Origin of the sequence: Pseudomonas sp. C 49-2 (genome assembly GCF_003970195.1) — a bacterium.
GTDB lineage: Bacteria > Pseudomonadota > Gammaproteobacteria > Pseudomonadales > Pseudomonadaceae > Aquipseudomonas > Aquipseudomonas canadensis.
In genome coordinates, this window is sequence record NZ_RXYG01000003.1 from 190,645 (window position 1) to 212,582 (window position 21,938).

The following is a 21,938-nucleotide window of genomic DNA, read 5'->3' on the forward strand; positions in this document are numbered from 1 at the left end:
TGACGCCCTGGCGTTGACTCAGTAAGCAAAAAGGGGGCTTGGCCCCCTTTTTGCCACCTCGAAAACCGTTTGTCGGCAGCGTAGCTACATCTATTTGTAACGTGCAGCGGCCTACAACGGAAATTCGGGAAGAATTGATCGCCCGTTTGATCGGGTGGAATGGTTGAAAACCTATCCAAGAGGATTTTGAAATGGCAGAGATTACTGCAGCGTTGGTTAAAGAACTGCGTGAGCGTACTGGCGAAGGCATGATGGATTGCAAAAAGGCCTTGACCAAGGCCGGCGGCGACATCGAAAAAGCCATCGACGACATGCGTGCCTCGGGCGCCATCAAGGCCGCCAAGAAAGCCGGCAACGTCGCTGCTGAAGGCGCTATCGCTCTGGTTGAAGACGGTAAAGCTGCCGTTCTGCTGGAAGTGAACTCGCAGACCGACTTCCTGGCCCTGCAAGACGACTTCAAGGCATTCGTTGCTGCCAGCGTCAAGAAAGCATTCGACGAGAAGCTGACTACCGTTGAGCCTCTGATCGAAGCGCAAGAAGCTGATCGCCTGGTACTGGTCGGCAAGGTTGGCGAAAACGTCAACATCCGTCGCCTGACTCGCGTTGAAGGTGATGTGGTTGGTGGTTACCTGCACGGCAACAAGATCGGTGTAGCGGTTGTTCTGAAAGGCGGCGACGTTGAGCTGGCCAAAGACATCGCTATGCACGTTGCTGCAAGCAACCCTGAATTCCTGCTGCCTTCGGAAGTTTCCGAAGAAGCCATCGAGCGCGAAAAAGCTGTGTTCCTGAGCCTGAACGCCGACAAGATCGCCGGCAAGCCAGAAAACATCGTTGAAAACATGATCAAAGGCCGTATCAGCAAGTTCCTGGCTGAAGCGAGCCTGGTTGAGCAGGCGTTCGTCAAGAACCCTGAAGTCAAGGTTGGCGAACTGGCCAAGAAAGCCGGTGCTGAAATCGTTTCCTTCACTTACTACAAAGTAGGCGAAGGCATCGAGAAGCCGGTCGACAACTTCGCTGAAGAAGTTGCTGCCCAGCTGGCTGCCGCCAAGCAATAAGACAGTTTTCAACTGTCGCCCAAAAGAGGCTGCCCGCTCACGCGCGCAGCCTCTTTTCAAATGGGAAGGCCGATTTTAATTGGCTTCCTTTCGGAACTGGCTTACAAAGCCGTGTTCCGATGGCGCTGTAGCAGCGTCCAGCTAGAGTGAACGCAAGCCGTAAAACGGCTCGCCAAGATTTTTTAAAAAATACGCCGCAGGAGAGATTCGCAATGGCTCAGCAGGGCAGTGGTTATCAGGCTCGCTATAAACGCATTCTACTCAAGCTTAGCGGCGAGGCCCTGATGGGCTCGGAAGAGTTCGGGATCGATCCCAAAGTACTCGACCGCATGGCGCTGGAAGTCGGCCAACTGGTCGGCATCGGCGTACAGGTCGGCCTGGTAATCGGTGGCGGCAACCTGTTCCGCGGTGCGGCGCTGAGTGCTGCTGGTATGGACCGTGTTACCGGCGACCACATGGGCATGCTGGCCACTGTGATGAATGCTCTGGCAATGCGTGACGCCCTGGAACGTGCCAACATCTCGGCTATCGTGATGTCGGCTATTTCCATGGTTGGCGTGACCGATCACTATGATCGCCGCAAAGCCATGCGCCACCTGAACGCCAAGGAAGTGGTGATCTTCGCCGCCGGCACGGGCAACCCGTTCTTCACCACCGACTCCGCAGCCTGCCTGCGCGCCATCGAAATCGATGCTGACGTTGTGCTGAAGGCAACCAAGGTGGATGGTGTATACACTGCCGATCCATTCAAAGACCCGCATGCCGAGAAGTTCGATCATCTGACCTACGATGAAGTGCTGGATCGCAAGCTGGGCGTGATGGACCTGACGGCTATTTGCCTGTGCCGCGACCACAAGATGCCGCTGCGCGTATTTAACATGAACAAGCCCGGCGCCCTGCTGAATATCGTACACGGCGGCGCAGAAGGGACTCTGATCGAGGAAGGCCAACAATGATCAACGAAATCAAGAAAGACGCCCAGGCGCGTATGCAGAAATCCCTGGAATCTCTGAGCCACGCATTCGGCCAGATCCGTACCGGCAAGGCGCACCCAAGCATCCTGGGCAGCGTGATGGTGCCTTACTACGGTTCCGATACTCCGATCAGCAGCGTCGCCAATATCACTGTTAAAGACTCGCGCACCCTGCAAGTCGTCGCGTTCGAGCGCAACATGCTGGGTGCTGTCGACAAGGCCATCCAGAGCGCCGGTTTGAACCTCAACCCGACCAATCTGGGTGAGTTGCTGCTGATCTCCATGCCGGCCCTGACCGAAGAAACCCGCAAGGGCTTCACCAAGCAGGCGCGCAGCGCAGCCGAAGACGCCCGTGTTGCTGTGCGCAACATCCGTCGTGATGCCTTGGGTGACTTGAAGAAACTGGTCAAGGACAAGGAAATCAGCGAAGACGAAGAGCGTCGTGCCACCGCTGATATCGAAAAGCTGACCAAGGATGCCGAGGCCCAAATCACCAAGGCCACCGAAGAAAAAGAAAAGGACCTGATGGCCGTATAAGGGGTCAGGACGCCTTCATGGAAAAGACCAAGCAGACTGTACCCTCTGTGGTGCCGCGCCATGTCGCGATCATCATGGATGGGAATAATCGCTGGGCGAAGAAGCGCTTTATGCCGGGTGTTGCCGGGCATAAAGCGGGTGTCGATGCGGTTCGGGCTGTGATCGAGGTGTGCGCCGAGGCCAAGGTCGAGGTGTTGACCTTGTTCGCCTTCTCCAGTGAGAACTGGCAGCGGCCCGCCGAAGAAGTCAGCGCCTTGATGGACCTGTTCTTCAAGGCCTTGCGTCGTGAAGCCAAGCGCCTCAACGACAACAACATCAGCCTGCGCATCATCGGCGATCGCTCGCGCTTTCATCCCGAACTGCAAGCCGCGATGCGCGAAGCCGAGGCCATTACGGCCGGGGCCAATCGATTTGTGCTGCAGATCGCTGCCAACTACGGTGGCCAGTGGGATATCGCCCAGGCTGCACAGCGTCTGGCGCGTGAAGTGCAGGCCGGTCATCTTCGGCCCGACGACATCACCCCTGAACTGTTGCAAACCTGCCTGGTGACCGGCGACCTGCCGCTGCCAGACTTGTGCATCCGTACCGGTGGTGAGCACCGCATCAGCAATTTCTTGCTGTGGCAGCTGGCGTACACCGAGCTGTACTTCTCCGACCTGTTCTGGCCGGACTTCAAACACGATGCCATGCGTAACGCGCTGGCCGATTTCGCTTCCCGTCAGCGTCGCTTCGGTAAAACGAGCGAGCAGATCGAAGCTGGAGCCCGGGTTTAAATGCTTAAACAACGAATCATCACAGCACTGATCCTGTTGCCGATCGCCTTGTGTGGGTTTTTCCTGCTCGACGGTTCCGCCTTTGCGCTGTTTATCGGCCTGGTGGTCACTCTGGGTGCCTGGGAATGGGCGCGCCTGGCGGGTTTCAGCGCGCAATTGCCGCGCGTTGTGTATGCCGCTGTCGTAGCTGCCTTGGCGTTCCTCCTGTACATCCTGCCGGATATAGCGCCCTGGGTGTTGGGGGCGGCGGTGCTGTGGTGGGCGCTGGCGACATTCCTGGTGTTGACCTATCCGGGCACCAGCAGCAAGTGGTCCAGTGTGGCCTGCAAGCTGGTGATCGGGTTGTTGATCCTGCTACCGGCCTGGCAAGGGCTGGTGGAGATCAAGCGTTATCCAATGGGTAACTGGCTGATCCTGGCGGTTATGGTGCTGGTCTGGGGCGCGGATATCGGCGCCTACTTTTCCGGTCGGGCCTTCGGCAAGCGCAAGCTGGCGCCGGCGGTCAGTCCAGGCAAGAGCTGGGAGGGCGTGTATGGCGGCCTGGCGTTGACCCTGGTGATCACGCTGGTCGTCGGTGTAGTGCGTGACTGGTCGGTGAAGGAAATTTTCCTGGCACTGCTGGCCACCGCCATTGTCGTGTTCATCTCGGTTGTAGGTGATCTCACTGAAAGCATGTTCAAGCGTCAGGCCGGGATCAAGGACAGCAGCAACCTGCTGCCGGGTCATGGCGGTGTGCTGGACCGTATCGACAGCCTGACCGCAGCCATCCCGATCTTCGCCGTACTGTTGTGGATGACCGCTTCGTGAGCCGCCTGCAGCAAGTCACCGTGCTCGGTGCAACCGGCTCGGTGGGGTTGAGCTCCCTGGACGTGATAGCTCGTCATCCAGATCGCTACCAGGTCTTTGCCCTGACCGGTTTTACCCGGCTGAGCGAACTGCTGGCCTTGTGCGTGCGTCACGCGCCGCGCTTCGCCGTGGTGCCTGAGGCCGCTGCTGCTCGGGGCCTGCAGGATGATCTGCAGGCCGCCGGGCTTGCCACTCAAGTGCTGGTGGGGGAGGAGGGGCTGTGCCAGGTCTCGGCCGATGCTGAAGTGGATACCGTGGTCGCCGCTATCGTCGGCGCTGCGGGCCTGCGTCCAACTTTGGCTGCCGTGGATGCTGGCAAGAAGATCCTGCTGGCCAATAAAGAAGCATTGGTCATGTCTGGTGCGCTCTTCATGCAGGCGGTACGCAAAAGCGGGGCCGTGCTGCTGCCACTCGATAGCGAGCACAACGCAATCTTCCAGTGCATGCCTGGCGACTATGCTCGCGGCTTGAGCCAGGTGGGCGTACGCCGGATCCTGCTGACCGCCTCTGGTGGTCCGTTCCGACAAACCCCGCTGGCTGAGTTGGAGCATGTGTCGCCCGACCAGGCGTGCGCTCATCCGAACTGGTCCATGGGGCGCAAGATCTCCGTGGATTCGGCGAGCATGATGAACAAAGGCCTGGAGCTGATCGAAGCGTGCTGGTTGTTCGATGCGCGCCCGGATCAGGTCGAGGTGGTGATTCACCCACAAAGTGTGATTCATTCTCTCGTTGATTACGTGGACGGCTCGGTCCTGGCGCAGTTGGGCAACCCTGATATGCGCACGCCGATTGCCAATGCCCTGGCCTGGCCAGAGCGGATCGACTCGGGCGTAGCGCCTTTGGACCTGTTTGCCGTGGCCCGTCTGGACTTCGAGGCGCCGGACGAGGAGCGCTTCCCCTGCCTGCGACTGGCGCGGCAAGCGGCTGAAGCGGGTAACAGTGCACCGGCAATGCTGAATGCGGCCAACGAAGTGGCTGTGGCAGCGTTTCTCGAACGGCGCATCCGCTTTCCGCAGATCGCGAGTATTATCGAGGACGTCCTGGCGCTTGAGCCTATCGTGGCGGTGAATGATCTGGCGGCAGTGTTCGAGGCGGATACCAAGGCCCGAGCCTTGGCAGAACAATGGTTGAGCCGCAACGCGCGTTAGCCTGATCTTCAGGCACTGGATTGGAATGCGGAGAAATTAGATGAGTGCGCTTTACATGATTGTCGGCACCCTGGTTGCTCTGGGTGTGCTGGTTACCTTCCACGAATTCGGCCACTTCTGGGTGGCGCGTCGTTGCGGCGTCAAGGTACTGCGTTTTTCTGTCGGTTTCGGCATGCCGCTGGTGCGCTGGCACGACCGTCGTGGCACCGAGTTCGTGATTGCGGCCATCCCGCTGGGTGGCTACGTCAAGATGCTCGACGAGCGCGAAGGTGAAGTGCCTGCAGATCAGTTGGACCAATCTTTCAACCGCAAGACCGTTCGTCAGCGCATTGCTATCGTCGCCGCCGGCCCGATCGCCAACTTCCTCTTGGCGATGGTGTTCTTCTGGGTCTTGGCCATGCTGGGCAGCCAGCAGGTGCGTCCGGTCATCGGTGCGGTCGAGTCAGACAGTATTGCCGCCAAGGCTGGATTGGTTGCCGGGCAGGAAATTGTATCTATTGATGGCGAACCCACCACGGGATGGGGTGCGGTCAATTTGCAGTTGGTGCGTCGCCTCGGTGAAAGCGGCATCGTCAATGTGGTGGTGCGCGAGCAGGATTCCACCAGCGAAACTCCGCGTGAGCTGGCCCTTGACCACTGGCTCAAGGGCGCTGATGAGCCTGATCCGATCAAGTCCTTGGGCATACGTCCGTGGCGCCCGGCCTTGCCGCCGGTCCTCGCTGAGCTCGACCCGAAAGGTCCGGCCCAGGCTGCCGGCCTGAAGACCGGTGATCGCCTGTTGGCCCTTGATGGGCAGGCGCTGGGCGACTGGCAGCAGGTGGTCGATCTGGTTCGTGTACGTCCTGATACTAAGATTGTGCTGAAAGTTGAGCGCGACGGTGCTCAAATCGACGTCCCGGTGACCTTGTCGGTCCGTGGGGAAGCCAAGGCCGCTGGGGGTTACCTCGGTGCCGGGGTCAAGGCTGTCGACTGGCCACCATCGATGGTGCGCGAGGTGAGCTACGGGCCTTTGGCTGCGATTGGCGAAGGTGCAAAACGCACTTGGACCATGAGTGTGCTGACCCTCGAATCCCTCAAGAAAATGTTGTTCGGCGAGCTCTCGGTAAAAAACTTGAGTGGACCGATAACCATTGCTAAAGTGGCGGGCGCTTCTGCCCAGTCGGGTGTCGCGGATTTCCTGAATTTCCTGGCTTATCTGAGTATTAGCCTGGGTGTTCTGAATTTGCTGCCCATTCCTGTATTGGATGGGGGGCATCTGTTGTTTTATCTGGTCGAGTGGGTGCGTGGTCGCCCCTTGTCGGATCGGGTGCAGGGTTGGGGGATACAGATCGGTATCAGTTTGGTGGTCGGGGTGATGTTGTTAGCTCTGGTCAACGATCTGGGTCGACTGTAACGCTTCGCTGAATTGCGAATCTGCCGCATTTTGCGGCAGTTTGTTTATTGCCAGTTGGAATAAGAAAGGACTTCATGAAACGTCTGCTGCTAACTGCGGTTCTCACCGTATTGATGATCGCCGAAGTTCACGCCGAGTCCTTCACCATCTCCGATATTCGCGTCAATGGCCTCCAGCGGGTTTCCGCGGGTAGCGTCTTTGGTGCCTTACCGTTGAACGTCGGTGAACAGGCTGATGACCGTCGCCTGGTGGAATCCACTCGTGCGCTGTTCAAAACCGGTTTCTTTCAAGACATCCAACTGGGTCGCGAAGGCAACGTCCTGGTCATCACCGTGGTCGAGCGACCTTCCGTCGCCAGTATCGAGATCGAAGGCAACAAGGCGATCTCTACTGAAGACCTGATGAAAGGTCTGAAACAATCCGGTCTGGCCGAAGGCGAGATCTTCCAGCGCGCCACCCTTGAAGGTGTGCGTAACGAACTGCAACGCCAGTACGTTGCCCAGGGTCGCTACTCCGCCACCGTGGAAACGGAAGTGGTGCCGCAACCGCGTAACCGTGTCGGCCTCAAGGTCAACATCAACGAAGGCACCGTGGCGGCGATTCAGCACATCAACGTGGTGGGTAACACCAAGTTCGCTGATGAAGACCTGATCGACCTGTTCGAACTCAAGACCACCAACTGGTTGTCGTTCTTCAAGAACGATGACAAGTATGCCCGTGAAAAGCTGTCCGGTGACCTGGAGCGCCTGCGTTCCTACTACCTGGACCGTGGCTATATCAACATGGATATCGCTTCGACCCAGGTGTCCATCACCCCGGACAAGAAGCACGTCTACATCACCGTCAACGTCAACGAAGGCGAGAAGTACAAGGTTCGTGACGTAAAACTGAGCGGCGACCTGAAAGTACCTGAAGACCAGGTCAAGGCGCTGCTGCTGGTGCAGAAGGACCAAGTGTTCTCGCGCAAGCTGATGACCACTACTTCCGAACTGATCACCCGTCGCCTGGGTAACGAAGGCTACACCTTCGCCAACGTCAACGGCGTGCCGACGCCCCATGATGATGACCACACCGTGGACATCACCTTCGTGGTCGATCCAGGCAAGCGTGCTTACGTAAACCGTATCAACTTCCGCGGCAACACCAAGTCTGCGGACGAAGTGCTGCGTCGCGAAATGCGTCAGATGGAAGGTGGCTGGGCGTCGACTTACCTGATCGACCAGTCCAAGACCCGTCTCGAGCGCCTGGGCTTCTTCAAGGAAGTCAACGTCGAAACCCCGGCCGTACCGGGTGTGGATGACCAGGTTGACGTGAACTACGCCGTGGAAGAACAAGCGTCGGGCTCGATCACCGCCAGCGTCGGCTTCGCACAGAGTGCCGGTTTGATCCTCGGTGGTTCGATTACCCAGAACAACTTTCTGGGTACCGGTAACCGTGTATCTATTGGCCTGACCCGAAGCGAATACCAAAGCCGATACAACTTCGGTTACACCGACCCCTACTGGACTGCTGATGGTGTGAGCCTGGGCTACAACGCCTTCTACCGCACCACCGACTACAAAGACCTCGACGTTGACGTTGCAAGCTATGCGATCGACAGCCTCGGCGCCGGTGTGAACATCGGTTACCCGATCAGCGAGACTTCGCGTCTGACGTTCGGCCTGACTGCACAACAGGATGAGATCAAGACCGGTGTGTACACCGTGGATGAGATCTTCGACTTTACCCGTCGCGAAGGTGACAAGTTCCTGAACTTCAAGGCGTCTGCCGGCTGGTCCGAGTCGACCCTGAACAAAGGTGTACTGGCAACCCGTGGTCATTCCCAGAGCCTGACCCTGGAAACCACCACGCCGGGCAGCGACCTGTCGTTCTTCAAGCTCGACTACCGTGGCCAGTTGTTCACGCCGTTGAGCGATAACTACACCATGCGCCTGCACACTGAACTGGGTTATGGCGATGGTTATGGTTCCACCAATGGTCTACCGTTCTACGAGAACTACTATGCGGGTGGCTTCAACTCCGTACGTGGTTTCAAAGACAGCACCTTGGGCCCGCGTGGTACGCCAAGCCGTGGTGTCGGCATCACCGGTAACCAGGGCACTGTGGCGGATTCGGACAACGACCCGCTGCCGTTCGGTGGTAACGTGTTGATCCAAGGTGGTGCGGAGATCCTGTTCCCACTGCCGTTCGTGAAAGATCAGCGTTCCCTGCGGACTTCGGTCTTCTGGGACGTGGGTAACGTGTTCGACTCCAAGTGCGAGCAGATCCGTAACCCGAGCGGTGTGAAGTCCAACACCCAGTGCAACGATGTGAGCCTGAGCAACCTGGCAAGCTCCGTGGGTGTGGGTGTGACTTGGGTGACTGCGCTTGGCCCATTGAGCTTTGCTCTGGCCATGCCGATCAAGAAACCGGATAACGCTGAAACCCAGATTTTCCAATTCTCCCTCGGCCAGACGTTCTAAGCGTCTGACCCAAGATAACGACAACGGATTCTGTAGGAGTGCATCGTGCGTAAGTTGACTCAATTGGTGCTGCTGGCAACCGTGCTGGTAGCGACCCCGGCCTTCGCCGAAATGAAAATCGCCGTCCTGAACTATCAGATGGCCCTGCTGGAATCCGATGCGGCCAAGAAGTACGCCGTGGATGCCGAGAAGAAGTTCGGTCCGCAACTGACCAAGCTCAAGACCCTGGAAAGCAGCGCCAAGGGCATCCAGGATCGCCTGGTAGCCGGTGGTGACAAGATGCAGCAAGGTGAGCGCGAGCGCCTGGAGCTTGAATTCAAGCAAAAGGCCCGTGATTACCAGTTCCAGTCCAAGGAGCTGAACGAAGCCAAGGCTGTAGCTGACCGTGAAATGCTGAAGCAACTGAAGCCGAAACTCGACAGCGCTGTGGAAGAAGTCATCAAGAAAGGTGCCTTTGACCTGGTGTTCGAGCGTGGCGCTGTGATCGACGTCAAGCCTCAATACGACATCACCCGTCAGGTGATCGAGCGCATGAACCAGCTGAAGTAAGCCATGACCGCGACTATCAAACTCGGCGAGTTGGCCGAGTTCCTGGGGGCCACCTTGCGTGGCTCCCCGGAGAAAGAAATCACTGGGCTAGCCACCTTGCAGGAGGCTGGCCCAGCTCAGTTGAGCTTCCTCGCAAACCCCCAATACCGTAAATACCTGGTCGACAGCCAAGCTGCAGCCGTGTTGCTGAAAGCCGCTGACGCCGAAGGGTTTGCCGGGGATGCGCTGGTGGTGCCTGACCCGTACCTCGCTTATGCGCGGGTGTCGCATCTGTTTGATCCGAAACCCAAGGCCGCTGCCGGTATTCATCCGTCTGCAGTCATTGCCGATGATGCCCAGGTTGATCCTGCGGCCAGTATCGGCGCCTTTGCGGTGATCGAGAGCGGTGCACGCATCGCGGCCGGTGTCACAGTCGGTGCCCACTGCTTTATCGGCGCACGCTGTGAAATCGGCGCCGGCGGTTGGCTGGCACCTCGCGTGACCCTTTACCACGATGTGCGTATCGGTGAGCGTGTGGTCATCCAGTCGGGTGCCGTGATTGGCGGTGAAGGCTTCGGCTTTGCCAACGCCAAGGGCATCTGGAACAAGATCGCCCAGGTTGGCGGCGTACTGATCGGCGACGACGTGGAAATTGGCGTGAACACGGCTGTTGATCGCGGGGCCCTGGCCGATACGGTGATCGGCAACGGTGTGAAACTCGACAACCAGATCCAGATCGCCCACAACGTGCAGATTGGTGATCACACCGCCATGGCGGCCTGCGTGGGTATCTCCGGCAGCACCAAGATCGGCAAGCATTGCATGCTCGCCGGTGGCGTAGGGCTGGTGGGGCATATCGATATTTGCGACAACGTCTTCATTACCGGCATGACCATGGTCACCCACTCGATCACCGAGCCAGGCGCCTATTCTTCCGGTACCGCCATGCAGCCTGCGGCTGAATGGCGCAAGAGTGCAGCACGGTTGAGGCAGCTCGACGACATGGCTCGACGTCTCAAACAGCTGGAAAAGCGTGTTGGGGACGTGACCCCTGGCGGTAATGCTTCATCAGAAGGCTGATACCATTTCCATATCAAGTGTGCACAGCCGCTAGACTGCCTCCTTGATTTGCTAGCGGGGCGTGCTTTTAGTTCGCCCGCCCCCAATCTTTATTACAGGCTTCCCCCCGAAATGATGGACATCAACGAGATTCGCGAATACCTGCCTCACCGTTACCCGTTCCTGTTGGTGGACCGCGTAGTGGACCTCAACATCGAGGAAAAGCGCATTCGTGCCTACAAGAATGTCAGCATCAACGAACCGTTCTTCAACGGTCACTTTCCTGCGCATCCAATCATGCCGGGCGTGTTGATCATCGAAGCGATGGCCCAGGCTGCCGGTATCCTTGGTTTCAAAATGCTCGACCTCAAGCCTGCCGACGGCACGCTTTACTATTTCGTGGGCTCCGACAAGTTGCGTTTCCGCAACCCGGTTACCCCGGGTGACCAGTTGATCCTGGAAGCCAAGTTCATCAGCTGCAAGCGCCAGATCTGGAAGTTCGAATGCCAGGCCTCGGTGGACGGCAAGCCGGTGTGCTCCGCCGAGATCATCTGTGCGGAACGCAAACTATGAGTTTGATTGACCCTCGCGCAATCATCGATCCGTCGGCCGTTCTGGCCGCCGACGTTGAGGTCGGCCCCTGGTCGATCATCGGCGCAGGTGTGGAAATCGGCGAGGGGACTGTCATCGGGCCGCACGTGATCCTCAAAGGTCCGACCCGCATTGGCAAACACAATCGCATCTACCAGTTTTCCTCGGTAGGTGAAGACACCCCGGACATGAAGTACAAGGGTGAAGAGACTCGTCTGGTAATCGGTGATCACAACATCATCCGAGAAGGCGTGACTATTCACCGTGGCACCGTGCAGGATCGTGCCGAGACCACCCTGGGTGATCACAACCTGGTCATGGCTTACGCGCACATCGGCCACGACAGTGTCATCGGCAACCACTGCATCCTGGTCAACAACACTGCATTGGCCGGACATGTGCACGTTGATGATTGGGCGATCCTGTCCGGCTTCACGCTGGTGCATCAGTACTGCCATATCGGTGCCCACAGCTTTTCCGGCATGGGCACTGCCATTGGCAAAGATGTTCCAGCGTTCGTCACGGTATTCGGCAACCCGGCGGAAGCGCGCAGCATGAACTTCGAAGGCATGCGCCGTCGCGGTTTCAGCGAAGACGCCATCCATGCCCTGCGCCGTGCCTACAAGGTGGTTTACCGCCAAGGGCTCACGGTTGACCAGGCATTGAGCCAACTGGCCGAGCCGGCAGCGCTGTTCCCGGAAGTCGCGGTGTTCCGTGACTCGATCCAGGCGTCGACTCGCGGCATCACCCGCTAATCATGGCTAATCTGCGTATCGCGCTGGTGGCCGGGGAAGCTTCCGGCGACATTCTGGGCGCAGGTCTCATGCGGGCCCTCAAGGTCCAGCATCCAGCGGTTGAGTTCATCGGTGTCGGCGGTCCGTTGATGCAGGCTGAAGGGCTCACGTCCTACTTCCCCATGGAGCGTCTGTCGGTCATGGGGCTGGTCGAGGTGCTGGGTCGCCTGCGCGAGCTGTTGGCCCGCCGTAAGCTGCTGATCCAGACTCTGATCGAAGAAAAGCCCGACGTATTTATTGGTATCGACGCGCCGGACTTCACCCTCAATATCGAACTCAAGTTGCGTCAGGCCGGCATCAAGACCGTGCATTACGTCAGCCCGTCTGTGTGGGCGTGGCGGCAGAAGCGCGTGCTGAAGATCCGTGAAGGCTGCGATCTGATGCTGACACTGCTGCCGTTCGAGGCCAGGTTCTACGAAGAGAAGGGCGTGCCGGTGCGGTTTGTCGGGCATACCCTGGCCGACGCGATTCCGTTGCAGGCTGACCGCACGGCCGCGCGTGCCGAATTGGGCTTGCCTGACGGCCCGTTGGTCGCGCTGATGCCCGGTAGTCGTGGCGGCGAAGTCGGTCGCCTGGCCTCTGTATTCTTTGACGCTGCCGAGCGTTTGCAAGCCTTGAAGCCAGGCGTACGTTTCGTACTGCCTTGTGCCAGTCCGCAACGTCGGGCACAAATCGAAACACTGCTGGAAGGCCGCAACCTGCCGTTGACCTTGCTCGACGGCCAATCGCACCTGGCCCTGGCGGCCTGTGATGCGGTGCTGATCGCCTCGGGCACCGCGACCCTGGAGGCCTTGCTGTACAAGCGCCCGATGGTGGTGGCCTACCGTTTGGCGCCGTTGACCTTCTGGATTCTCAAGCGCATGGTCAAAAGCCCTTACATCTCCCTGCCCAATCTGCTGGCTCAACGCCTGCTGGTACCGGAGTTGTTGCAGGACGATGCGACGCCTGAGGCCCTTGCGCAAACCCTACTACCCTTGATCGACGGCGGCGAAGAACAGACCCGCGGTTTCGACGACATCCATCGCATATTGCGTCGTGATGCCTCGAACCAGGCGGCAGACGCCGTGTTGACCTTGATCGGCCAGAAACAGGAAACCTTATGACGACGCAAATGGGCCTGGATTTCAGCCTGGTTGCCGAAGCCCACGAACTGGTCGCCGGTGTCGACGAAGTCGGGCGTGGACCTTTGTGCGGTGCCGTGGTTACGGCGGCGGTGATCCTCGATCCGAACCGCCCGATCCTCGGCCTCAATGACTCGAAGAAACTCACCGAGGCGCGCCGCGAAAAGCTCTACGACGAGATCATCGAAAAAGCCCTGAGCTGGTCTATCGCCCGGGCTGAAGTCGAAGAAATCGACAAACTGAACATTCTCCACGCCACCATGCTCGCGATGCAGCGTGCGGTTGAAGGCCTGCACATCACCCCTAAAATGGCGATGATCGACGGTAACCGTTGCCCCAAGCTGGCCATGCCTTCTGAGGCGGTGGTGAAGGGTGATAGCAAGGTGCCTGCCATCGCAGCCGCCTCGATCCTCGCCAAAGTCAGTCGTGATCGTGAAATGGCCGCGTTCGAATTGATCTATCCCGGCTATGGCATTGGCGGGCATAAAGGTTATCCGACGCCCGTTCATCTGGAAGTCCTGGCTCGGCTTGGCCCGACGCCGATCCACCGCCGCTCCTTCGCCCCAGTTCGCCAGGCTTACGAGTTGCGCGAGAGCCTCAACGAGGCGTAGTCGCAAGGCTGATGTTTTGCTCAAGGCCCGGTACAATCCGGGCCTTGTTGTTTTCCACGTATAAGAGATCACTATGCCGGCTTCATTCGTTCACCTACGCCTGCACACTGAATACTCCCTGGTCGACGGCCTGGTACGGATCAAACCGCTGGTCAAAACCCTGGTGGGCATGAACATGCCTGCGGTCGCGGTGACCGATCAGAACAACATGTGTTCCCTGGTCAAGTTCTACAAGAACGCCATGGGCGCCGGCATCAAGCCGATCTGCGGTGCCGACCTGTGGCTGTCCAACAAAGACCCGGATAACCCCCTGAGCCGCATCAGCCTGCTGGCGATGAACGGCGTGGGTTATCGCAACCTCACCGAACTGATTTCCCGTGGTTTCATCGACGGCCAGCGTAATGGCTCGATCATCATCGAGCGCGAATGGGTCGCCGAGGCCAGCGAAGGCCTGATCATGCTGTCGGCCGCCAAAGAGGGCGAGATCGGTATCGCGCTGCTGGGTGGCAATCCTCAAGAAGCCGAAGTACTGGCCAAGGAGTGGATGCAGGTCTTCCCGGATCGTTTCTACCTGGAAGTCCAGCGTACCAACCGCCCCAACGATGAAGAACACCTGCACGCCGCCGTGGCTCTGGCCGATAAGCTGGGCGCGCCGTTGGTGGCGACCAACGATGTGCGCTTCATCAAGAAGGAAGACTTCGAAGCCCACGAAACCCGCGTGTGCATCGGCGAAGGCCGTGCCCTGGATGACCCGCGTCGCTCGAAGAACTACAGCGAAGAGCAGTACCTCAAAAGCGCCGACGAAATGGCCGAGCTGTTCAGCGACCTGCCCGAGGCCCTGGAAAACTCCGTCGAAATCGCCAAGCGCTGCAATATCGAAGTGAAGCTGGGCAAGCACTTCCTGCCCAACTTCCCGATTCCCGATGGCATGACCATCGATGAATATTTCCGCAAGGTGTCCTTCGACGGGCTGGAAGAGCGCCTCAGCGTTCTGCTGCCCAAGGACACCACCGAAGATTACGATGCCAAACGCCAGGTCTACGTCGATCGGCTGAATTTCGAGCTGGATATCATCATCCAGATGGGGTTCCCCGGTTACTTCCTGATCGTAATGGACTTTATCCAGTGGGCCAAAAGCAACGGCGTGCCGGTAGGTCCAGGCCGGGGGTCGGGTGCCGGCTCGCTGGTGGCCTATGTGCAGAAGATTACCGACCTCGACCCGCTGGAATATGACCTGCTGTTCGAACGGTTCCTGAACCCGGAACGGGTTTCCATGCCCGACTTCGACGTCGACTTCTGCATGGACGGCCGTGACCGCGTGATCGAATACGTGGCCGAGAAATATGGCCGCAACGCGGTGAGCCAGATCATCACCTTCGGTTCCATGGCGGCGAAGGCTGTAATCCGTGACGTGGCCCGGGTGCAGGGCAAGTCCTACGGCCTGGCGGACCGTCTGTCGAAGATGATCCCGTTCGAAGTCGGCATGACCCTGGAAAAAGCCTACGAGCAGGAAGAAATCCTGCGCGACTTCATCAAGGTCGATGAAGAAGCCGCCGAAATCTGGGATATGGCCCGCAAACTCGAAGGCGTGGTGCGTAACGTCGGTAAGCACGCCGGTGGTGTGGTTATTGCTCCTACAAAACTCACCGACTTTTCGCCGATCTACTGCGACGAAGAAGGCGACGGCCTGGTAACCCAGTTCGACAAGGACGACGTGGAGGCTGCCGGCCTGGTGAAGTTCGACTTCCTCGGGCTGCGAACCCTGACGATCATCGACTGGGCGCTCAAGACCATCAACCGCGACCGCGCCAAGGTCAACGAAGCGCCGTTGGATATCGCGTTTATCCCGCTGGACGACAAACCGACTTACACCTTGTTGCAAAAAGCCGAAACCACGGCGGTGTTCCAGCTTGAGTCGCGCGGCATGAAAGAGCTGATCAAAAAGCTCAAGCCCGACTGCCTGGAAGACTTGATCGCACTGGTGGCCCTGTTCCGTCCGGGCCCGCTGCAATCGGGCATGGTGGACGACTTCATCAACCGTAAGCACGGCCGCGCCGAGCTGGCGTACCCGCACTCCGATTACCAGTATGAAGGCCTCAAACCAGTACTGGCGCCGACCTATGGCATCATCCTGTATCAGGAACAGGTGATGCAGATCGCCCAGGTGATGGCCGGCTACACCCTCGGCGGCGCGGACATGCTGCGTCGCGCCATGGGTAAGAAAAAGCCCGAAGAAATGGCCAAGCAGCGTGGCGGTTTCATTGAAGGTTGCGCCACCAACAATATCGACGCGGACCTGGCCGGTAACATCTTCGATCTGGTGGAAAAGTTCGCCGGTTATGGTTTCAACAAATCCCACTCGGCCGCCTACGGCCTAGTGTCGTACCAGACTGCCTGGCTGAAAGCCCACTACCCGGCGCCGTTCATGGCCGCGGTACTCTCGGCGGATATGCACAACACCGACAAGGTCGTAACCTTGATCGAGGAAGTGCGCACCATGAAGCTGCGCCTTGACGCGCCGGACGTGAACGCCTCGGAGTTCAAGTTCACGGTGAACGACGAAGGCCGCATCATTTATGGCCTGGGCGCGATCAAAGGCGTAGGCGAAAGCCCGGTGGAAGCTATCGTCGAAGCGCGTCAGAGTGGGCCGTTCGCCGACCTGTTCGACTTCTGTGCGCGGGTTGACCTCAAACGCATTAACAAGCGTACCCTCGATGGCCTGATCCGCAGCGGCGCACTCGACCGTCTCGGCCCGTATTTCCATGATGAGCCCAAGGCTTACCAGGCGAATATCGACCGCAACCGTGCGGTGCTGCTCACCGCCATGGAAGAAGCGATCAAGGCCGCCGAACAGACCGCGCGCACCCATGACAGCGGCCATGCCGACCTGTTTGGCGGGTTGTTCGTCGAAGAAGATGCGGATGTGTACGCCAACCACCGCAAGGCCAAGGAGCTGACCCTCAAGGAACGTCTCAAGGGTGAGAAAGACACCTTGGGCCTGTACCTTACCGGTCACCCGATTGACGAATACGAAGGTGAAATCCGCCGTTTCGCCCGTCAGCGCATCATCGACCTGAAGCCTGCGCGGGATACCCAGACCGTCGCCGGCATGATCATCGCCTTGCGGGTGATGAAGAATAAAAAGGGCGACAAGATGGGCTTCATCACCCTTGACGACCGTTCAGGGCGCATCGAAGCCTCACTGTTTGCCGACGCCTTCCACTCCGCACAGTCGCTGTTGCAGACCGATGCCATGGTGGTGGTGGAAGGGGAGGTCAGCAACGATGACTTCTCCGGTGGCCTGCGCCTGCGGATTAAGCGGGTGATGAGCATGGAAGACGCGCGCACCAATCTGGCCGAAAGCCTGCGCTTGAAGGTAAAAACCGAAGCGCTCAAGGGTGATCAGCTACGCTGGTTGGGCGATCTGCTCAAACGCCACCGCGGCGCATGCCCGGTGACCATGGAGTACACCGGCAGTGACGCCAAGGCCATGTTGCAGTTTGGCGAGACTTGGCGGATTGATCCGGCTGATGGCTTGATTCAAGCTTTGCGTGACCAGTTCGGGCGAGACAACGTCTTCCTCCAATACCGTTGACGGTCAGGGCACCTGATCTCGACTGAACATTTAATCTCGACCTAAACGCGCCTCTCCCTTAAGGTAGGGCGCGAATAGACAACCGGCTGGCCAGGCACTCCCTGGCCGTCGACCCAAGACGGACGCTTATGAACCCGAATTTTCTTGATTTCGAACAGCCGATCGCTGACCTGCAAGCCAAGATCGAAGAACTGCGCCTGGTCGGCAATGACAATTCGCTGAATATCGGCGATGAAATCGCTCGCCTGCAAGACAAGAGCAGCACGCTCACCGAAGACATCTTCGGCAAGCTGACCAGCTGGCAGATCGCGCGCCTGGCCCGCCACCCGCGCCGTCCGTATACCCTGGACTACATTCAGCACATTTTCACCGAGTTCGACGAGTTGCATGGTGATCGCCACTTCTCCGACGACGCGGCCATCGTGGGCGGTATCGCTCGCCTGGACGACCAGCCGGTGATGGTGATCGGTCACCAGAAAGGCCGTGAAGTGCGCGAGAAAGTCCGTCGCAACTTCGGCATGCCGCGTCCAGAGGGCTACCGCAAGGCGTGCCGCCTGATGGAAATGGCCGAACGCTTCAAGATGCCGATCCTGACCTTCATCGACACCCCGGGCGCCTACCCAGGTATCGACGCTGAAGAGCGCAACCAGAGCGAGGCTATCGCCTGGAATCTGCGCGTCATGGCCCGCCTGAAAACCCCGATCATCGCCACCGTGATTGGTGAAGGTGGTTCCGGCGGCGCACTGGCTATTGGTGTCTGCGACCAGTTGAACATGCTGCAGTATTCGACCTACGCGGTGATTTCGCCGGAAGGTTGCGCCTCGATCCTGTGGAAAACCGCCGAAAAGGCGCCGGACGCTGCCGAAGCCATGGGCATTACCGCCGATCGCCTCAAAGGCCTGGGTATCGTGGACAAAGTCATCGCCGAGCCGCTGGGCGGCGCCCACCGCGACCCGGCTGCTGCTGCCGCGACTATCCGCGCTGAACTGGGTTCGCAACTGGCGATGCTCAAGAAGCTGGACAACGAAGCGCTGCTAGCCCGTCGTTATGAGCGCTTGATGAGCTACGGTCTCTAAGTACGACGCAATACCTGGCTTTTGTGGGAGCTGGCTTGCCTGCGATAGCATCAACGCGGTATCACTGATATACCGAGTTGCTTGCATCGCCGGCAAGCCGGCTCCTACAAAGGTGTGATTCGGTTCGGACGGTAATGCAATGAAACCTTTCAAACCGAATCTGCCTGCCAAGCTGTTGCATACCCTGGCTCCCTGGCGCAATGCCCCAGCCTGGCACATCGCATTCTCGGGTGGGCTTGATTCCACCGTCCTGCTGCATCTCCTGGCCAACCTGGCCAATATCGACACCCTGCCGCCCCTCAGCGCTGTCCATGTTCATCATGGCCTGCAAGCCGCCGCCGACGCCTGGCCGGCCCATTGCCAATCGATTTGCGACCACCTGGGGGTCCCCCTGCGCGTGATGCGCGTCCAGGTACACCCCGGTGCCAGCCTCGAGCGTGCCGCCCGTGAAGCGCGTTACCAAGCATTCATCCAAGTGACCGGGGCAGGGGAGGTGCTGCTGACAGGCCAGCATCGCGATGATCAGGCTGAAACCTTGTTATTCCGACTCTTGCGCGGGGCTGGTGTGCGCGGGCTGGCGGCAATGCCAGTACAGCGCCCGCTGGCGGCTGGCTGCCTTGTGCGGCCCTTGTTGGATGTCTCGCGTGCAGAGCTGGAAGCCTATGCCGAGGCGCATCAGCTCAAATGGATCGAAGATCCTTCCAATGCGGACTCGCGATTCTCCCGTAATTACCTGCGCCATCGCGTGCTTCCCGTCCTGACGGAACGTTGGCCGCAGGCTACCGCAAACCTGGCGCGCACCGCCGAGCACCTGAGTGAAGCCCAGGACTTGCTGGATGAGCTGGCGCAGATGGACCTGCGAGCCGCCAATCAATCTTCGCCGTTTTCATGGCTGCATTTACCGTCCTTGGCCCTTGCACCTTTGCGCGAGCTTACCGACGCTCGCCAGCGCAACGCCCTACGCCACTGGCTAACCCCTCTGACCCGTCTACCCGACAGCGACCACTGGGCCAGTTGGCATTCCCTACGTGACGCCAAGGGCGACGCGCAGCCCCTGTGGCGCCTGGCGGACGGTGATCTGCACCGCAGCGGCGAGCGTATCTGGTGGCTGCCCTCCACTTGGTCGGATTTTTCCGACGCGTCGGTGAGCTGGCCCGATCCGCAAAACCCACTAGAGTTACCCGGCAATGGTCAGGTGCAGCTGACGGGCAGGGTGCCTGGAGGTCCATTGACGATCCGCTACCGCCAAGGCGGCGAAATCCTCGCAGTGCCAGGCCGCGGTCGGCGTGACTTGAAGCGCCTGCTTAACGAAAGTGGCTTGCCGGGCTTCGTCCGTGGCAGATTGCCGCTGCTGTACCAAGGCGAGCAATTGCTGGGCGCGCCCAGCCTTGTGGGACTCTGGCCGGCACCGAGCGATGAGTGGCAATTACATTGGATGCCACAGACCTGCGATCAAGGTTTGAGCTGATAGCGCCTTTCCGGTAGACTACGCTCCCTTCTTGATACAACTTCTGTGGATTCTCTTGAATTGCAGCAGTTGCCGATTACCAAGCAGTCTTTGCTGGGCGATTCCAAAAAATGTGTAGCGATCAACGTACCGGTGTTTCATTGCTGGTCTGTCACCACGCGGCGGTTTTTTTGAAAGGTGCACTGTGATTAATGCAGGTGATCGGGGGCTTCGGCCTTCCTTCGCTTTCCCCGGCGGCTCGGACCGCTTTAACGCAGACTTCTAGGGTTTTTCATGACGCGCTACATATTCGTCACGGGCGGTGTTGTTTCTTCATTGGGGAAAGGCATCGCATCGGCTTCATTGGCGGCCATCCTGGAGGCGCGGGGACTTAAGGTCACCATGCTCAAGCTGGACCCGTACATCAACGTTGACCCGGGCACCATGAGCCCGTTCCAGCACGGTGAAGTGTTCGTCACCCACGATGGCGCCGAGACCGACCTGGACTTGGGCCACTACGAGCGGTTCATCCGCACGACCATGACCCAGAACAACAACTTCACCACCGGCCGTGTCTACGAGCACGTGCTGCGCAAGGAGCGCCGTGGTGACTACCTGGGTGCAACCATCCAGGTGATCCCGCACATCACCGACGAAATCAAGCGCCGCATCATCAAGGGTGCAGGCGATGCCGACGTGGCAATGGTCGAGATCGGCGGCACCGTCGGTGACATCGAGTCCCAACCGTTCCTCGAAGCCATCCGCCAGCTGCGTTTCGAAGTCGGCGCCAAGCGCGCGATGCTGATGCACCTGACCTTGGTGCCGTACATCGCCACCGCCGGCGAGACCAAAACCAAGCCTACCCAGCACTCGGTCAAGGAACTGCGTTCCATCGGCCTGCAGCCGGACGTACTGGTTTGCCGCTCCGATCACCCGATCGACATTTCCTCGCGTCGCAAGATTGCGCAATTCACCAACGTTGAAGAACGTGCGGTAATCGCGCTGGAAGACGCCGACACCATCTACAAGATCCCGGGCATCCTGCACTCGCAAGGCCTGGACGATTTTGTGGTCGAGCGTTTCGGCCTGCAATGCAACGGCGCGGACCTGTCCGAGTGGGAAGCCGTGGTCGACGCCAAGCTCAACCCTGAGCACGAAGTCACCATCGCCATGGTCGGCAAGTACATGGAACTGCTGGACGCGTACAAGTCGCTGATCGAAGCGATGAGCCACGCCGGTATCAGCAACCGCACCAAGGTCAACCTGCGCTACATCGATTCCGAAGACATTGAGAACCAAGGCACTGCCTTGCTCGAAGGTGTGGACGCGATCCTCGTTCCCGGCGGTTTCGGCCTGCGTGGCGTGGAAGGCAAGATCACCGCAGTTCAATATGCTCGCGAGAACAAGGTGCCGTACCTGGGTATCTGCCTGGGCATGCAAGTGGCCGTCATCGAGTTCGCCCGTAACGTGCTGGGCTGGAAAGACGCCAACTCCACCGAGTTCGACAGCAAGAGCGGCCACCCGGTCGTGGGCCTGATCACCGAGTGGGAAGATGCCACTGGCGCGGTCGAAACCCGTACCGAAGCGTCCGACCTGGGCGGCACCATGCGCCTCGGCGCGCAGGACTGCCTGCTGGAACCGGGCTCGCTGGTTCACGACTGCTACGGCAAGGACGTGATCGTCGAGCGTCACCGTCACCGCTACGAAGTGAACAACAACCTGCTGCCGCAAATCAAAGAAGCTGGCCTGAAAATCTCCGGTCGCTCCGGTGATGGCGCGCTGGTTGAAGTGGTCGAGGCGCCGGATCATCCGTGGTTCGTGGCGTGCCAGTTCCACCCTGAGTTCACCTCGACACCGCGTGACGGTCACCCGTTGTTCAGCGGTTTCGTCAAGGCCGCACTGACGCAACACCAGAAGAAGGCGTAACCC

General features: G+C 59.1%; 18 protein-coding genes. All 18 read left to right on the forward strand.

Annotation, left to right across the window (positions count from 1 at the left end):
* The first annotated feature begins 191 nt into the window (after nucleotides 1–191).
* The 18 genes from tsf to EJ576_RS07260 all read left to right on the forward strand — a co-directional run bounded on the left by tsf (nucleotide 192) and on the right by EJ576_RS07260 (nucleotide 21,935).
* Nucleotides 192–1,055: a translation elongation factor Ts gene (tsf, locus tag EJ576_RS07170; protein ID WP_028619201.1), complete on the forward strand. Its 864-nt coding sequence runs from the start codon at nucleotides 192–194 to the stop codon at nucleotides 1,053–1,055.
* Nucleotides 1,056–1,267: 212 nt separating this feature from the next.
* Nucleotides 1,268–2,011 (forward strand): UMP kinase, encoded by a 744-nt coding sequence (gene pyrH / locus EJ576_RS07175; protein ID WP_003172271.1) that lies wholly within the window; start codon nucleotides 1,268–1,270, stop codon nucleotides 2,009–2,011.
* Complete coding sequence (frr, locus tag EJ576_RS07180) at nucleotides 2,008–2,565, forward strand: ribosome recycling factor (protein ID WP_126569954.1); 558 nt, start codon at nucleotides 2,008–2,010, stop codon at nucleotides 2,563–2,565. Before pyrH ends, frr begins: the two co-directional genes overlap by 4 nt.
* Before the next feature lie 17 nt (nucleotides 2,566–2,582).
* The gene (gene uppS, locus EJ576_RS07185; protein ID WP_016974405.1) at nucleotides 2,583–3,338 is read left to right on the forward strand and encodes a polyprenyl diphosphate synthase; all 756 of its coding nucleotides are present in this window, start codon (nucleotides 2,583–2,585) and stop codon (nucleotides 3,336–3,338) included.
* Nucleotides 3,339–4,145, forward strand: a complete 807-nt coding sequence (locus EJ576_RS07190) for a phosphatidate cytidylyltransferase (RefSeq protein ID WP_028619203.1) — start codon at nucleotides 3,339–3,341, stop codon at nucleotides 4,143–4,145.
* Nucleotides 4,142–5,332, forward strand: a complete 1,191-nt coding sequence (gene ispC, locus EJ576_RS07195) for a 1-deoxy-D-xylulose-5-phosphate reductoisomerase (RefSeq protein ID WP_126569955.1) — start codon at nucleotides 4,142–4,144, stop codon at nucleotides 5,330–5,332. Before EJ576_RS07190 ends, ispC begins: the two co-directional genes overlap by 4 nt.
* A gap of 40 nt (nucleotides 5,333–5,372) precedes the next feature.
* On the forward strand, nucleotides 5,373–6,725 hold the full coding sequence (gene rseP, locus EJ576_RS07200; RefSeq protein ID WP_068937584.1) for a sigma E protease regulator RseP: 1,353 nt from the start codon (nucleotides 5,373–5,375) through the stop codon (nucleotides 6,723–6,725).
* Nucleotides 6,726–6,799: 74 nt separating this feature from the next.
* Entirely contained in the window at nucleotides 6,800–9,187 is a 2,388-nt protein-coding gene (gene bamA / locus EJ576_RS07205) for an outer membrane protein assembly factor BamA (protein WP_028619206.1), read from the forward strand.
* A 45-nt stretch (nucleotides 9,188–9,232) separates the two neighbouring features.
* Nucleotides 9,233–9,736, forward strand: a complete 504-nt coding sequence (locus EJ576_RS07210) for an OmpH family outer membrane protein (protein ID WP_003219314.1) — start codon at nucleotides 9,233–9,235, stop codon at nucleotides 9,734–9,736.
* Nucleotides 9,737–9,739: 3 nt separating this feature from the next.
* The gene (gene lpxD, locus EJ576_RS07215; RefSeq protein ID WP_028619207.1) at nucleotides 9,740–10,795 is read left to right on the forward strand and encodes a UDP-3-O-(3-hydroxymyristoyl)glucosamine N-acyltransferase; all 1,056 of its coding nucleotides are present in this window, start codon (nucleotides 9,740–9,742) and stop codon (nucleotides 10,793–10,795) included.
* Nucleotides 10,796–10,906: 111 nt separating this feature from the next.
* The gene (gene fabZ / locus EJ576_RS07220; protein ID WP_016976866.1) at nucleotides 10,907–11,347 is read left to right on the forward strand and encodes a 3-hydroxyacyl-ACP dehydratase FabZ; all 441 of its coding nucleotides are present in this window, start codon (nucleotides 10,907–10,909) and stop codon (nucleotides 11,345–11,347) included.
* A complete protein-coding gene (gene lpxA, locus EJ576_RS07225; protein WP_122724648.1) occupies nucleotides 11,344–12,120 on the forward strand; it encodes an acyl-ACP--UDP-N-acetylglucosamine O-acyltransferase in 777 nt (258 codons plus the stop codon). The genes fabZ and lpxA overlap by 4 nt, the downstream gene beginning before the upstream one ends.
* Nucleotides 12,121–12,122: 2 nt before the next feature.
* The gene (lpxB, locus tag EJ576_RS07230) at nucleotides 12,123–13,262 is read left to right on the forward strand and encodes a lipid-A-disaccharide synthase (protein WP_126569956.1); all 1,140 of its coding nucleotides are present in this window, start codon (nucleotides 12,123–12,125) and stop codon (nucleotides 13,260–13,262) included.
* Nucleotides 13,259–13,891, forward strand: a complete 633-nt coding sequence (gene rnhB / locus EJ576_RS07235) for a ribonuclease HII (protein WP_126569957.1) — start codon at nucleotides 13,259–13,261, stop codon at nucleotides 13,889–13,891. Before lpxB ends, rnhB begins: the two co-directional genes overlap by 4 nt.
* A 73-nt stretch (nucleotides 13,892–13,964) precedes the next feature.
* Entirely contained in the window at nucleotides 13,965–17,486 is a 3,522-nt protein-coding gene (dnaE, locus tag EJ576_RS07240; RefSeq protein WP_122724655.1) for a DNA polymerase III subunit alpha, read from the forward strand.
* Between the two features lie 128 nt (nucleotides 17,487–17,614).
* A complete protein-coding gene (locus tag EJ576_RS07245) occupies nucleotides 17,615–18,562 on the forward strand; it encodes an acetyl-CoA carboxylase carboxyltransferase subunit alpha (RefSeq protein WP_016976871.1) in 948 nt (315 codons plus the stop codon).
* A gap of 139 nt (nucleotides 18,563–18,701) precedes the next feature.
* Nucleotides 18,702–20,030, forward strand: a complete 1,329-nt coding sequence (tilS, locus tag EJ576_RS07255) for a tRNA lysidine(34) synthetase TilS (RefSeq protein WP_126569959.1) — start codon at nucleotides 18,702–18,704, stop codon at nucleotides 20,028–20,030.
* A 273-nt stretch (nucleotides 20,031–20,303) separates the two neighbouring features.
* Entirely contained in the window at nucleotides 20,304–21,935 is a 1,632-nt protein-coding gene (locus EJ576_RS07260) for a CTP synthase (protein ID WP_010212443.1), read from the forward strand.
* Nucleotides 21,936–21,938 lie beyond the last annotated feature (3 nt).

Coding starts and splice junctions, on each gene's coding strand:
- tsf (WP_028619201.1), top strand. CDS start 192: ATGGCAGAGATTACTGCAGCGTTGGTTAAAGAACTGCGTGAGCGTACT.
- pyrH (WP_003172271.1), top strand. CDS start 1,268: ATGGCTCAGCAGGGCAGTGGTTATCAGGCTCGCTATAAACGCATTCTA.
- frr (WP_126569954.1), top strand. CDS start 2,008: ATGATCAACGAAATCAAGAAAGACGCCCAGGCGCGTATGCAGAAATCC.
- uppS (WP_016974405.1), top strand. CDS start 2,583: ATGGAAAAGACCAAGCAGACTGTACCCTCTGTGGTGCCGCGCCATGTC.
- EJ576_RS07190 (WP_028619203.1), top strand. CDS start 3,339: ATGCTTAAACAACGAATCATCACAGCACTGATCCTGTTGCCGATCGCC.
- rseP (WP_068937584.1), top strand. CDS start 5,373: ATGAGTGCGCTTTACATGATTGTCGGCACCCTGGTTGCTCTGGGTGTG.
- bamA (WP_028619206.1), top strand. CDS start 6,800: ATGAAACGTCTGCTGCTAACTGCGGTTCTCACCGTATTGATGATCGCC.
- lpxD (WP_028619207.1), top strand. CDS start 9,740: ATGACCGCGACTATCAAACTCGGCGAGTTGGCCGAGTTCCTGGGGGCC.
- fabZ (WP_016976866.1), top strand. CDS start 10,907: ATGATGGACATCAACGAGATTCGCGAATACCTGCCTCACCGTTACCCG.
- lpxA (WP_122724648.1), top strand. CDS start 11,344: ATGAGTTTGATTGACCCTCGCGCAATCATCGATCCGTCGGCCGTTCTG.
- lpxB (WP_126569956.1), top strand. CDS start 12,123: ATGGCTAATCTGCGTATCGCGCTGGTGGCCGGGGAAGCTTCCGGCGAC.
- rnhB (WP_126569957.1), top strand. CDS start 13,259: ATGACGACGCAAATGGGCCTGGATTTCAGCCTGGTTGCCGAAGCCCAC.
- dnaE (WP_122724655.1), top strand. CDS start 13,965: ATGCCGGCTTCATTCGTTCACCTACGCCTGCACACTGAATACTCCCTG.
- EJ576_RS07245 (WP_016976871.1), top strand. CDS start 17,615: ATGAACCCGAATTTTCTTGATTTCGAACAGCCGATCGCTGACCTGCAA.
- tilS (WP_126569959.1), top strand. CDS start 18,702: ATGAAACCTTTCAAACCGAATCTGCCTGCCAAGCTGTTGCATACCCTG.
- EJ576_RS07260 (WP_010212443.1), top strand. CDS start 20,304: ATGACGCGCTACATATTCGTCACGGGCGGTGTTGTTTCTTCATTGGGG.